The organism is Planococcus sp. 11815 (genome assembly GCF_051096385.1).
Classification (GTDB): Bacteria; Bacillota; Bacilli; order Bacillales_A; family Planococcaceae; genus Planococcus; species Planococcus citreus.
Genome location: NZ_CP096991.1, coordinates 621,073 through 633,241, shown reverse-complemented (window position 1 = coordinate 633,241; position 12,169 = coordinate 621,073). Strand labels below are relative to the sequence as shown.

The window sequence follows — 12,169 nt, the reverse complement described above, 5'->3', positions numbered from 1 at the left end:
GTTTCACACCACAACCCTATCAGCCATATTTTTTCTGGTGTTCTTTTTTGCGGCGCAAATAATCTTCGTCTTCGCGGATCTCGTCCCATCGTTTTTTGAAGATCGCAGCGGACTCGGCTTTTTCTTCGTCGATCTCGCGGTCCTTGATTGAGCCGTCTTCGTTGTATTTGCGGCCGCCTTTGTAATTCGTGTAGCGCCTGGCGCGGGTGTAGCCCATTTGGATGAATTTGCGGGCCATGTCCATGCCGACAAAATCATCCTGTTTGCGGTATTCTTCGAACAGCTCGGAAATTTTGTCGCACGATTCCTGGGCGATATCCGGCGTCTTGAATCGCCAATGGGGCAGGATTTCACTTTTGTACGGTTCCACCATCAACACGCCCTGTTCGCCTTTGCCGACGCGGTACAGCTCGGGGTTTTTCCGCAAGTCCAAATTCTTATAGTCCAGATCGTAATCGAATGCCATGCTGCACCCTCCTTTTGGAGAAACTATACCCTGTCGCGCTGCTTGAAAAACGGCATAAAAAAACCGCCTCAGTGGGCGGCAGTTCATTAAGCGTGTTCAATGCTCTTTTTCGAGAAAGCGTGGATATCGGTGATGACGTCTTTTAAGACATCAATCGATTTCAACGGGTCGCCGATGAAATCCATGCCATGGTTGACGTCTTTTAGGACGTGCGAATCCAACTCCTTATTGGCTTGGAGTTCTTCCATCCGGCCGCGGTCGTAATAATGGTCTTTGTCGCCGATAAAGCTCAGCGCCGGATTCGGGTATTGCTTCATCGCCCGGAAGACGTCCTCGTGCTTGATGAGCGGCGTCAGCCAGACGGTTTTCGCGCCTTTGAATTTCTTGCGCTCGAGTTCGTTGGCAAGCGCGATCGTTCCGAGCGATTTGGCGACGAGGAAGAATTTTTCATAGAGGCTGCCTTTCAATACTTGGTCAATCACTTGCTTGACGTCGTGTTTCACCGCTTCGTCGATTTCCGCCATCGTGTACTCGTCGTATAAGGGATTCGTGTAATCGTAATTGATGCGCAGGATGTCGTATTCCTGTTCCGCCAGCAGCCGCTCCGTGTAATGAAATAGCGGGCTTTTCGCTGTATAGCCGATGCCCGGCAGGAAAATCGCGAGTTTTCTCGTTTGGTCTTGGTTCAGGACGAGGCTGTAGTTGATTGCTTGGCCTTTATCCGTTGTGATGGTTCGGTTGATCGTTTTCATTGTTTCCACTCCTTTCCTATATTATAAAGTTTTTCATGTTAATTGCATGTAAATTTTTCAAAGAATTCGAAAACTTCATGATGGCTCTTTTTTCTACTCTGTTATAATATCCATATCATGAAAGTTGGAGGCGGGTCTCATGTGGAAAGGCATTCGATGGACTGCGTTTTCGGTCCTATTGGCCATCAGCATCCTATTTACCGTCAAAGGCGTCCAAGTTTGGCTGATGCGCCATGCCACAGAACCGGTCGCGATCCATTTTTATTTTTTTGAAATCGCTGAATCGGTGCTGCCGGGCAATCTCGTGTCCTATGCCGTGGCGTTTTTCGTAGCGGCGTTCATCACCGCAGTCGCGGGATTCGCTTTTATCGCGAAGCGGTTATTCGGATTTTAATTTGAGCGGGAAAGAGGGATTTTGATGCATACAGAAAAAGACAAAATGCTCGCTGGTGCGCTTTACCGGGCGGACGATCCGGTACTCGTGCGCGAGCGCGTCAATGCGAAACGGCTATTGCGCTTATTTAATAAATCGATGGAAACCGACAGCCAGGAGCGCAAGCGTTTCATGAGCCAATTGCTCGGCTCGAGCGGCGACCATTTGTATATCGAGCCGAACTTCCGCTGTGATTACGGCTATAATATCCATGTCGGGCATAACTTCTTTGCCAATTTCGACTGTGTCTTCCTCGATGTTTGCGACATCCGCATCGGCGATAATTGCCTGGTCGGGCCTGGCGTCCACATTTATACGGCGACCCATCCGCTCGATATCGAACAGCGGCTGAGCGGTGTCGAATTCGGCAAAGCGGTACGCATCGGCAATAATGTGTGGATCGGCGGGCGCGCTGTCATCAATCCGGGCGTCACGATCGGCGACAATGCCGTCATCGCATCCGGCGCGGTCGTCGTCAAAGACGTGCCGGCGAACACCGTCGTCGGCGGCAATCCGGCAGTCGTCATCAAGATCATCGAAAGCTAATCTGAAAAAATAGGAAAGGGAAGCAAATCCAATCGATTTGCTTCCCTTTTTTCATGACTCCATTGTTTGGCCGTTCCGTACCGATTGCTCATGCTTTAATAGCCATTCTTTGCGCGTCAGGCTGCCGGCGTATCCCGTCAATTTGCCGTTCGACCCGATGATGCGGTGGCACGGGATGATGATGCTGATCTTGTTTTTGCTATTGGCATTTCCCACTGCCCGGACGGATTTCTCGTTGCCGACAGCTGTCGCGATATCGCGGTAGGAAGCCGTTTCTCCGTAAGGGATGTCCGGCAGCGCCGCCCATACTTTTTGCTGGAATTCGGTTCCGGAAGAAATGCAGGGAACGGTGAATTCCGTTCGTTGCCCTTTGAAATATTCGTCCAGTTCCTGTAAAGCGTCTTTCAGCACTTGCGGTGTGTCCGGTTGCACCGCATGCAGCGGCTGCTCGCGTTCGCTGAAATAAAGCGACACGATGGCTTGTTCGGTACCGGTGATTTCGACGACGCCAATCGGCGATGGATAATCCACTTGATGCAGTTCATTCATAATAATACCCTCCATAAGTAAAATGTCGCGTACGCTTGCCAGCCTGCCCAGTTTTCCGCCAAATTCTCAATCTCGGCAATGCTCGGCTTTTGCTCCAGCCCCAATTGATGCTTCAAGGCATTGTGCAATCCGACATCCGATATCGGAAATGCAGAAGTGAAGCGCAGGCATTTCATCATGACGTAGTGCGCGGACCACGGCCCCACCCCTCTGATCGCCACCAATTGTTTTTCTACTTGCTGCTCTGTTTTTTCGAGCAGTTCGTCTTTTGCGAGACGCCCGTCAGTGATTTGCTCGGCGATGTGGATGATGTATTCCGCTTTTCTCCCCGAAAACTGCAGCGTTCTTAATTGTTCCACTTCCAGCGACGCGATGGTTTCGGCTGATGGAAAGGCCCAATATTCGACTCCGCCTACTGTATGCGAAGTGCCGAAGTGTTCGATCAAGCGCCGTTTTAACCTATAGGCGAAAGTTAAATTGATCTGCTGGCCGGTGATGGCCCAAACGAACGCTTCAAATAAATCGGGCATGCCCATTATCCGCAGTCCCGCGTGCCGCTCCACGACTTCCTGAAGGACAGGATCGCTTGCCGCCATCGCGTAAAACGGCTGCAAATCTGTTTCCAGGTCGAACCAATCCTTCACATACCGGACGACTGCCTGTTTCCCTTGTTCAGTCGGCGGATGATGAAGAAATTCGATATGCAAGGCACTGCCGGAATGACTCAAATCGAATAAGACCATTTCATCTTCAGTCGCTAAGAGCTTGGTGATGCGCTCATCCTGAATTGTGTGAAGCAGCTCTTGATCAGAACGTCCGAGAATGGCTAGGCATTCCGTGAAATTAAAATCTGCTGGCGTGGGAATTTCCAGGCGTTCTGTTGCTGTTCTGCTATCCATCCCGTCTCGCCCCTTTCTCTTTCCGGTATTGGCCCGGCGATTGTTGTTTCAGCTGCCGGAACACTTTATAGAAATGAGACGTGCTTTGAAAGCCAGTCTCAAGGCATATCTCCAAATTCGTTTTATCGGTGTTCGCAAGTAAATGCGCCGCTTTGTCGATGCGGATTTTCTCCAAATAGGAACGCGGCGTTTCGTCTGTCTCCTGCTTGAACAGCCGGTCCACATACGAAGGGCTCATGCCGACATGGGCGGCGATTTCTTCCAAGCCGATTTTTTGCTGGTAGTGGTCCATTAAAAAAGCGATGACTAGTTGTGTGAATTCCACATAAGGCGATTGTTCGATTTCAGGCTGGCATCTTTTGCATGCCCGAAATCCACGATTCTCCGCTTCTTCAATGGAGAAACAGAATTCCACGTTGCGCTTTTTCGGCTTGCGCGATCGGCAGGACGGCCGGCAATAGATCTTCGTCGTTTTCACGCACGTGAAAAATAAGCCGTCGTATTTCCGGTCGCAATCCAGGATCTTCTCCCACATCTCATCGAACGTGAACTTCGCTTCCATTTCCATAGCCGCCGCCTCTCCTCTTTTCTCTATCTTATCTCTTCTCATTTTATCATTACAGTTTCCAGCATTCGTCCTCGTTTTTGCACTTATGGTCCGAAGCCGGGAGATTCGATCTGATGTTAATTGTCGAAAAGCATATTGACACCTTCTGACACGTTCGGATATCATTAAGTTAACTTATTTTATAAATTAGTTAACACAATTACGAAGGGACGTTTTCACATGGCACACTCAAACAAAAAATTGCGGATGATGATCGTGACGGCTTTGTTCGCCGCCATTATCGGCATACTCGCTCAAGTCACCATTCCTTTACCGCTCGTGCCGATTACCGGGCAGACCTTGGCAATCGGTCTTGCCGCCACGATTTTGGGCGCACGCTATGGCACATTGTCCATCTTGGTGTATCTCGCAATCGGCGCTGCCGGAATCCCGGTATTCGCCCAAATGTCAGGAGGCTTGGGCAGTTTGTTCGGGCCGACGGGCGGCTATTTATTCGGGTTCATCCCGACCGCTTTCGTCATCGGCTATTATCTCGAGAAGATGGGCTTTACGCTCATGAACGCTATCATCGCCAACATCCTCGGCATGTTCGTGGCACTCGGCTTCGGAACGGTTTGGCTGAAGGTCTTCGCGGAACTTTCCTGGACCGGCGCCTTTATGGGCGGGTTCGCGCCGTTCATTCTCGTCGGCGTCATCAAGGCCGTGCTCGCTGCATGGATCGGCATATCGGTGCGAAGCCGATTGGCATCGGCGAAGCTATTGCACGGTTTGGAAGCACGGAATCATTCTTCACTATAATTAAATTACAACTTTCAAAGAGATGAACCGGCAACGGTCCATCTCTTTTTGAATTAGCCAATTTCCGTTTAAGTTGGGGTACATCCTGGGTATGCATTGGAAGTATTAAGTAAAAACGACAGCAACAAACAACCCGAGGAGGAATTTAGAATGGCAAACGAAAAAATACTAATCACAGGTGCTGGCACCGGATTCGGCAAAAATATTGCGTTCAGCTTGGCGGAAAAAGGCAAATCCGTCATCGCGGGTGTTGAAATCATTTCACAGGTTTCTGCTTTGGAACAGGAAGCGAAAGAGCGCGGCGTATCGATGCAAATCGAAAAATTGGACGTCACGAACCCGAAAGACCGCGAAAAAGCATGGGGCTGGGACATTGATGTCTTGGTAAACAATGCGGCAGTATCTGAAGGCGGATCCCTCGTCGACATCCCGGAAGAAAACTTGCGCCACCAATTCGAGGTCAATGTATTCGGCCCGGTACTATTGACGAAAGGCTTTGCACGTCAAATGGTGGAAAGAAAATCCGGCCGCATCGTGTTCGTCTCTTCTGTATCCGGCTTGATGGCAGATCCATTAATGGGGCCTTATTGCAGCACGAAACACGCGACTGAAGCTTTCGCAGATTCCTTGAGCAAAGAGCTGCAGGAATTCAATGTGGAAGTAGCAACGATTAACCCAGGACCATATTTAACTGGCTTTAATGACCGCGAGTTCGAAACGTGGAAAAACTGGCAGTCTGATTCGGAGAACACAGTCTTCGACTACGAGAAAGCCGCCTTCCCATACGAGCAATTCGATCCGAAAGAAGTCACTGAACCGTCGGTAAAAGTGATTCTTGGCGAGACGAATCAATACCGCAACGTCATCCCGGAAAAAATGATTCCACAAGTAAAAGAACGCATGGAAGCCATGTGGAGCAAAACAACCACTGAAGGCTTGGGCGAGCGCAACGAAACCGTACAGAAATCATACGAGATTGAACCTGGTACTCCAGCTGAATAATACGAAAAAGCCCAGAGATCATGTCTCTGGGCTTTTTTCTGGTCTACGCGCTTTCACGGATTAAGTTCTGACCCACTTCCAGATTTCTCCTGGAGTCGCATTTTTCCCGTACATCAAGATACCGATCTTGAAAATCTTGCCGGCGAGTTTCATGAACACCACAACGCTGACAGCGAGAATGACTGTGGCAACCACGATTTCCACCCACGGCCACTCTTCCAATAGCGACAAGCGCATAATAAGGACACCGGGTGCTGTGAACGGAATATAGCTTCCGATTTGTGCCCAAATGCCGCTTGGATCGCTGAAAACCGGACCGATGAACAGAAATGGGCTGAACGGAAGCATCATGACCATGCCCTGGAAATTCCCTGCAGTCGAGATGTCGGCCATCGTTGCGCCGATTCCGACAAATATCGCTGCGTACAATAAGTAGCCAAGAATGGCGATGAGCAAGAGCACTAGCAATTCAGGAACAAACAAATACTCGATGATTGGCACATCGATGCGCCAGATGAGCACCGGCAGCGCAATCAACACATAGACGACCACCTGGATGAGGCCGAGCACGAAATAGCCGATGATTTTGCCTTGCATCAATTCTGCCGGCGTTAGTGACGACAGGATGATTTCGGCTATTTTGTCTTTCTTCTCTTGGGATGCGCTCTGGAAAATCGCCATGCCCGTGAAGACGATTGACAACATGACAACCGCCGCAAAGGCGCCTGGCACGACACGCTCGAGCATCGTTTCACTGAACAAGCCACTTTGTTCCGATTCATTCGAAGCATCTTCGAAGACGATGCCTTGTGCGACCATCCCGGCTTCTTGCGCCGTCAGGCCGAGCTGCTCGATTTGCACCATTTGCAATGGCCCGCCGAGCTGCTGGACTTCATCCATGAAGGCATCGCTCGTTTCGTCGTTCGTATAGACAGGCACCGTGCCGCTTTCGACTGATTGTTCGCCGATGAAAATATAGGCAGCGTCCGTGCCTTCTTCAAGTGCCTCCTCGGCTTCCTGTGGGGTACTGTTAGTCAGTTCCATGTTCCATTCGGTGTTCGCTGCAGCTGCTTCCAATTGTTCGTAGACACCGAGTTGGTCGTTGACATAAACCGTCGTCGTTGCCGGTTCATCGTCTGAACTGAACAATTCAGGCAGTAATAAGAATGCCAGGAAAATGAGCGGAGTCAGAAACAGGCCGATGATAAACGATTTGCTTTTCAGGTTGCGTTTGATTTCCCATTTCGCTACTTTCTTCGTGTTATGCATGCAACTCACCCGCTTCCTTCAATAGGTTTTTGTCCGTGGCGATGTCGATGAAGATTTCATGGAGCGAAATCCGATCGATGGACAGTTCCTGGACATCGAGTTGTTCCGGCAGATTTCTCAACCAAATCGCGGGTTGCACACGTTTCGACAAGTACAGCACCGCCGCTTCCTCGCTATGTTCGATCCGTTCCACTTCCGGTAAGCTTTCCAACACTTGATGGCTATTGCTTCCATGGATGGTGCATTTAAAATTGGCGTATTCCTTTTTCACTTCGCTTAAGCTTCCCGAGATGACTTTAGTTCCGCGATGGATCAAGAATAAGCGGTCCGCCATTTCCTCGACGAGATTCATCTGGTGCGAAGACAATAAGATCGCCGTGCCGTTTTTGGCCAACGAGCGAATTTCATCTTTGAATAACTCCTGGCTGACCGGGTCGAGCCCTGAAAACGGTTCATCCAAAATGAGCAGTTCCGGCTCGTGGAGAATGGAGGCGATAAATTGCACTTTCTGCCCCATCCCTTTCGACAATTCCTCGACCGACACATTGTCCTTGCCCTCCAAGCCGAATTTTTTCAAATATTCCAGCGCACGTTCTTTGGCGCGGTTCAACGGATAATCCTTCAACTCTGCCAGGTACAGCAGGATATCCATCACTTTGACGTTTTTGTACAAGCCCCGCTCTTCCGGCAAATAGCCGATTTTATTGCGGGGGATCTCGTTATTTGTACTATTGCGGAACGTGATGGCCCCTTCATCCGGATACATGATGCCCATGATATTGCGGATTGTCGTCGATTTCCCTGCCCCGTTCGGCCCGAGCAGCGCCATGATTTCCCCTTGTTTCACTTCAAACGAGATATTTGAGATGATTTGCTTGTCTTTGAAGGATTTCCCCAATCTTTCTACGGTGAGCATCGTTTCCATTCCCCTCATCCTCTCTTTTTGGTTCATGCTAATAACAGGCTAATAATTTCTTCCAGTTCCAACGCTTTGTCGTCTACAATCCCGATCCCGTGTTCCGCACAGTATTTTTCTGTGCCATCTAAATTATCAGATACAAGTTGCCGGCCCGAGCGCGACCGTTCTCCAGGCACCACGTCAGCAGGCATTTCCGTCAGCCAGTAGCGGCGAAATCCACTGACGAGCTGGTCTTTTTCGTAATGGCCGATTGCCTGGCCATCTTTTATCAAGAACAGGTAGTCCGCCAGTTTGCGGAGGCTTTCGGGCTGATGGGTCGTTAAAATGATAGCTCGGTCTTCCCGCTCCATCCAATCGACCAATAAATCCATCACCAAGTTCTTAGAAGGAATATCCAGAGAAGCGGTCGGTTCGTCCAAAATCAGAATATCCGTATGGCGCGGCAAGGCCAGCGACAAACTTAACTTTTGCTGCATGCCCGGTGATAGTTTGCCGAAGCGCTTGTCCAGCGGGATGTCCAAGAGATGTATCATATGTTCAAAAAGAACGTCATCCCATTTCGCATAGAGCGGTGCAATCAATTTTTTCAAGTCATTGCCTGTATAAGCATTCCAGCCAACGGAAGCTTGCGGCAGGAAAGTGACATGCCTTTTCCAACTTTCGTCTTCCCCACCCACCGGTTTACCGAAAACTTGGATGTCGCCTTCGTCCATATTGGCCAAGTTCATGATCAGCTTCAACAAGGAGCTTTTGCCCGAACCGTTATTCCCTACAAGTGCGGTGATCGTGCCAGGTTCAATAGCCAGACTGACCGGGCCGAGCCGGAAGTCCTCGATTTGCTTGTTGACTTGCGTTAATTCAATCCATGGAATCATCCGTTATTTCCCCTCCTTCAGCTTGCTCAATGTCTCTTCAAAAACGCGCTTGATGTCATCAACTGTATAGTCATAATCCATCGCGTTGCGGATGGCCTGTTCAAATTCCTTTTCAACCGAAGCCGTCATCACTTGCTGCTTGGTCGTATGTTGTATTTCTGCGACAAAGGTCCCTTTTCCGTGAAGTGTCTGGATAAAGCCTTGCGCTTCCAGATCCTGATAAGCGCGGCGTATCGTGATGACGCTGATTTCCAAGTCTTTCGATAATGTACGGATTGATGGAAGCGGCGAACCCGCAAGCAAATGTCCTCCTGCAATCAAGGCTTTTAGCTGCTTTTCTATTTGGTGATAAATCGGTTCACGAGAATCTTTGGATAAACGTATCGGCAGCACAAGCAAGCCCTCCTCTCACAGATAATCCGTTTTCTTTATCGTCTTTTTCATATCCGCCTGCCAGTATTTCCAACCGGCAATCATGAGGGCTACAGCTGTGATGCCCGTCAGTAGCGGCCATTCCACAGCAATGGCCATTGTCCACTCAATAAAACCGCTTCCCGACAGCATAGGGAACAGCAAGTAGATGGCGGCTGCCGCGATTAAGATATAAATGAACGACAGTACAATCTCTTTCATCCTGAAATTTCCTCCCGCTTCACTGGCAGCCATCATAAAGCCGACCGCAATCGATATGGCAATCCACAACAGCACGAACACCGGATAAGCAACCGGCGTCATTCCTTCACGAAAATTGTCCGACATGAGCGGCATGGCAATCAGCAGGATCAATTGGAAGGGAAATGAACAGAACGCATGGATGATGAAACGGCTTTTGACAATTGTGTTTTTGCTTATCGGCAATTGCTGGAGCATGATGATCGGCGGGGACGACCATAGATTGCCATCCATTTTCTGCATTTGAAATTCTTTTCCTTTCATCCAGGCAGGAAACATGAAGAACACCAGCAAGAACATGATATCGAACCCTTTGAAGTCGCCTTCCAGATACACATCGAACGACATCATGAAGATGAGGCTCATGGCGATATAAAAAGCCAGGATCAACAATAAGTTGCGCAGCGATGCTTTTATTTCGAAAGCTGCCAAACGGTACGCTTGATTCCAGTCATTCATTTATATACACTCCTTCTCAACTGTTATACTGTTTATACTCATATACACAGTATAACTGTTTATTAGTTTCGTCAACTCTTTTAACTGAATATGTATAGGAGTTCCGCTAATTTTCCGGATAATAGCGAATAAAAAAAGGCTTGGATTTCTCCAAACCTTTTTTATCTCTATTAATCATTACTTCACTGCAAACGGGTACGTGGTGCTTTCTTCTAAAGTTTCGTTTATTAAACGGAGTTCCTCTACGCGGAAGTCAAGGGCTGCCAGTTGCATTGCGTTTTCAAAGACGATCAAGTCGGGGTCTGTGATTGTCTCTTCATCTGATGTGAAGCGAACTGTCGCCGTATCGTTTTCAAGTGAAGCGTCAACCACTTCCAATCCTTCCACCATGGCTGATGAGTAAGTTGCTCCTTCCTGATCCACTGCTTTCATCGCTTCCACTGTCTCAGGGAAGGACAACGGCTCTCCGTTCTCATCCGCCACTTGCTCTCCCACTTCTACGCCAGCTAAGAAGTTCGTCTGCTGCAACTCTTTATCGTAGATTGTATAGTAACCGCGCGAAATTCCTCTTTCTTCTTCAACAATCAAAGGCTTGTCCACTAAGCGCTGAGCTACAATGACATTTTCTTCGCCCTCGGGATTGGTAAACACAATTTCTTCAATGCCATATAGATCGCTGATTCCAAACAATGAACTATAGAAAAAGGTCGTTTGCGCAGAAGTTGTGGATAATGCACCTCCATCCTCTTCATTAAATTTCACGTTAAGCGTCGGCATATCAACAGTCAGCTCAGCATAAGATCCTAGAATTTCTAGTGTGGTAGGGTCGTTTTCAATCAGAGATTGCGTTAAGCTTTCTTCAAATGTGACTTCTTCATTTTCATCGCGTTCAATGTTGAATGCGGTGAGATAGCCGGTTTCTGTGACATAGGCATGGGTCTCGATAAAATAGGATGGACTCACCTGAGTTTCTTCAAAGCCATCTGAAGCATCGTCATTTGGCTGATCGATCGGTTCATCCGAGGCTTCCTCATCCTCATTGTTCTGGCTATCTTCGTTACTTTCCTTTTCTTCTACCGCTTCTTCCTCATTAGGTGTCGGTTCACTTGGAGAATCTGTGTCCTCTGTGCTAGGCGGTGGATTTTCAGTTTCTTGACAGCTTGCGAGTAGAAGTGCGGCAAAAGCCATTCCGGCCATTTTGTTTATATTCCTCACTCATAACGCCTCCTTGTTATTCACGTACCCGTCCTCTGAGTACTAAAAGCGCTTTGAGCGGATATTTTTCCATAGATCATATAAAAATTCATATATATGGGATTTCAAAAATTTAAGTATGCCGGTACTAAGCTTTTGTAAAAGACCATTCTGATTACCCAATCAGTGATTAACATTTCTTTTAAGACCTGCCAATAAAGAATTTTTTGTTTGTCTATTCAACCATTATATAAATAGCAGGAATTTCCAAATCTAAATCGAAATGATATACAATCGATTACTTTAAAGGAGGGCTAATCATCTCAATTAAAAATTTATTCACTCCCATTAAACTAGCAATCACTTCTCTGGCGCTATTGCTGATATGCGCAGGATTGTCAGGCTTCTTAATCTTCTCGTTTGATGACAATCAAATTGCCCAAAACCAATTAACAGAGCTATTCCAGAATGACCCGAAAGTCCAGCGGGAAATGACACGTACAGAAGCTCAGATGAATTCGGAAATATTCGCCGCCGATGTGGTGGAGGGTGCAAAACAATTGCTCTTTTATCCTTTTTATTTGCTCGTCGCATCCGCCTTATTGAGTGTTGGCGGGTTATTGACGATCAATTTGAACCGCTTTGTGCCCGCTGTACTGTTCTCGCTAGCAGGTGTGCTGTCCTTATTCACCTTGCTGCCTCCGGTCCTGTTGTTTTTCGCCTCGAACCGACTCTTTGCTACTTCCCCTGCTATTAACACCCAATGAA

The 12,169-nt window shown here is 48.2% G+C and carries 16 protein-coding genes; 5 read left to right on the top strand and 11 right to left on the bottom strand.

The genetic code is table 11. From position 1 onward, the window contains the following. Window positions 1-19 precede the first annotated feature (19 nt). Both M1Q06_RS03325 and M1Q06_RS03320 read right to left on the bottom strand, forming a co-directional pair. Window positions 20-466: a DUF4385 domain-containing protein gene (locus tag M1Q06_RS03325; protein ID WP_101189568.1), complete on the bottom strand. Its 447-nt coding sequence runs from the start codon at window positions 464-466 to the stop codon at window positions 20-22. Window positions 467-552: 86 nt separating this feature from the next. Continuing rightward, window positions 553-1,218 (bottom strand): alpha/beta family hydrolase, encoded by a 666-nt coding sequence (locus M1Q06_RS03320; RefSeq protein WP_434401547.1) that lies wholly within the window; start codon window positions 1,216-1,218, stop codon window positions 553-555. A gap of 139 nt (window positions 1,219-1,357) precedes the next feature. On the opposite strand from M1Q06_RS03320, the gene M1Q06_RS03315 reads away from it, so the two are divergent. Together M1Q06_RS03315 and M1Q06_RS03310 are read left to right on the top strand one after the other, a co-directional pair. Then, a complete protein-coding gene (locus M1Q06_RS03315; protein ID WP_434401545.1) occupies window positions 1,358-1,612 on the top strand; it encodes a hypothetical protein in 255 nt (84 codons plus the stop codon). A gap of 24 nt (window positions 1,613-1,636) precedes the next feature. After that, window positions 1,637-2,197 carry a maltose acetyltransferase domain-containing protein gene (locus M1Q06_RS03310; protein ID WP_101189565.1) on the top strand — a complete coding sequence of 187 codons (561 nt, stop codon included), beginning with the start codon at window positions 1,637-1,639 and terminating at the stop codon, window positions 2,195-2,197. A gap of 51 nt (window positions 2,198-2,248) precedes the next feature. On the opposite strand, the gene M1Q06_RS03305 is transcribed toward M1Q06_RS03310, so the two are convergent. From M1Q06_RS03305 to M1Q06_RS03295, 3 genes are read right to left on the bottom strand one after another with little or no spacing between them, the layout of a single operon-like run. Further along, complete coding sequence (locus M1Q06_RS03305) at window positions 2,249-2,746, bottom strand: methylated-DNA--[protein]-cysteine S-methyltransferase (protein ID WP_101189564.1); 498 nt, start codon at window positions 2,744-2,746, stop codon at window positions 2,249-2,251. Further along, complete coding sequence (locus tag M1Q06_RS03300) at window positions 2,743-3,645, bottom strand: DNA-3-methyladenine glycosylase family protein (protein ID WP_434401542.1); 903 nt, start codon at window positions 3,643-3,645, stop codon at window positions 2,743-2,745. The genes M1Q06_RS03305 and M1Q06_RS03300 overlap by 4 nt, the downstream gene beginning before the upstream one ends. Then, on the bottom strand, window positions 3,638-4,213 hold the full coding sequence (locus M1Q06_RS03295) for a bifunctional transcriptional activator/DNA repair enzyme AdaA (protein WP_434401540.1): 576 nt from the start codon (window positions 4,211-4,213) through the stop codon (window positions 3,638-3,640). Before M1Q06_RS03295 ends, M1Q06_RS03300 begins: the two co-directional genes overlap by 8 nt. Before the next feature lie 219 nt (window positions 4,214-4,432). Here M1Q06_RS03295 and M1Q06_RS03290 point away from each other — a divergent pair, with 219 nt between their 5' ends. Beyond that, a complete protein-coding gene (locus tag M1Q06_RS03290) occupies window positions 4,433-5,011 on the top strand; it encodes a biotin transporter BioY (protein WP_101189562.1) in 579 nt (192 codons plus the stop codon). Between the two features lie 150 nt (window positions 5,012-5,161). Then, a complete protein-coding gene (locus M1Q06_RS03285) occupies window positions 5,162-6,013 on the top strand; it encodes an SDR family oxidoreductase (protein WP_404336502.1) in 852 nt (283 codons plus the stop codon). 60 nt (window positions 6,014-6,073) lie between these two features. On the opposite strand, the gene M1Q06_RS03280 is transcribed toward M1Q06_RS03285, so the two are convergent. From M1Q06_RS03280 to M1Q06_RS03255, 6 genes are all read right to left on the bottom strand, one after another. Continuing rightward, window positions 6,074-7,282, bottom strand: coding sequence for an ABC transporter permease (locus M1Q06_RS03280; protein WP_434401537.1), 1,209 nt, complete (start codon window positions 7,280-7,282; stop codon window positions 6,074-6,076). Further along, window positions 7,275-8,207: an ABC transporter ATP-binding protein gene (locus M1Q06_RS03275; RefSeq protein ID WP_101189561.1), complete on the bottom strand. Its 933-nt coding sequence runs from the start codon at window positions 8,205-8,207 to the stop codon at window positions 7,275-7,277. The genes M1Q06_RS03280 and M1Q06_RS03275 overlap by 8 nt, the downstream gene beginning before the upstream one ends. A 23-nt stretch (window positions 8,208-8,230) precedes the next feature. Beyond that, on the bottom strand, window positions 8,231-9,076 hold the full coding sequence (locus tag M1Q06_RS03270) for an ATP-binding cassette domain-containing protein (RefSeq protein ID WP_434401535.1): 846 nt from the start codon (window positions 9,074-9,076) through the stop codon (window positions 8,231-8,233). Between the two features lie 3 nt (window positions 9,077-9,079). Next, window positions 9,080-9,469 (bottom strand): GntR family transcriptional regulator, encoded by a 390-nt coding sequence (locus M1Q06_RS03265; protein WP_434401533.1) that lies wholly within the window; start codon window positions 9,467-9,469, stop codon window positions 9,080-9,082. Between the two features lie 15 nt (window positions 9,470-9,484). Then, a complete protein-coding gene (locus M1Q06_RS03260; protein WP_101189558.1) occupies window positions 9,485-10,207 on the bottom strand; it encodes a hypothetical protein in 723 nt (240 codons plus the stop codon). 177 nt (window positions 10,208-10,384) lie between these two features. Then, entirely contained in the window at window positions 10,385-11,422 is a 1,038-nt protein-coding gene (locus M1Q06_RS03255; protein WP_434401531.1) for a hypothetical protein, read from the bottom strand. Between the two features lie 374 nt (window positions 11,423-11,796). Here M1Q06_RS03255 and M1Q06_RS03250 point away from each other — a divergent pair, with 374 nt between their 5' ends. Further along, window positions 11,797-12,168 (top strand): hypothetical protein, encoded by a 372-nt coding sequence (locus M1Q06_RS03250; protein WP_101189556.1) that lies wholly within the window; start codon window positions 11,797-11,799, stop codon window positions 12,166-12,168. Window position 12,169: the final 1 nt, after the last annotated feature.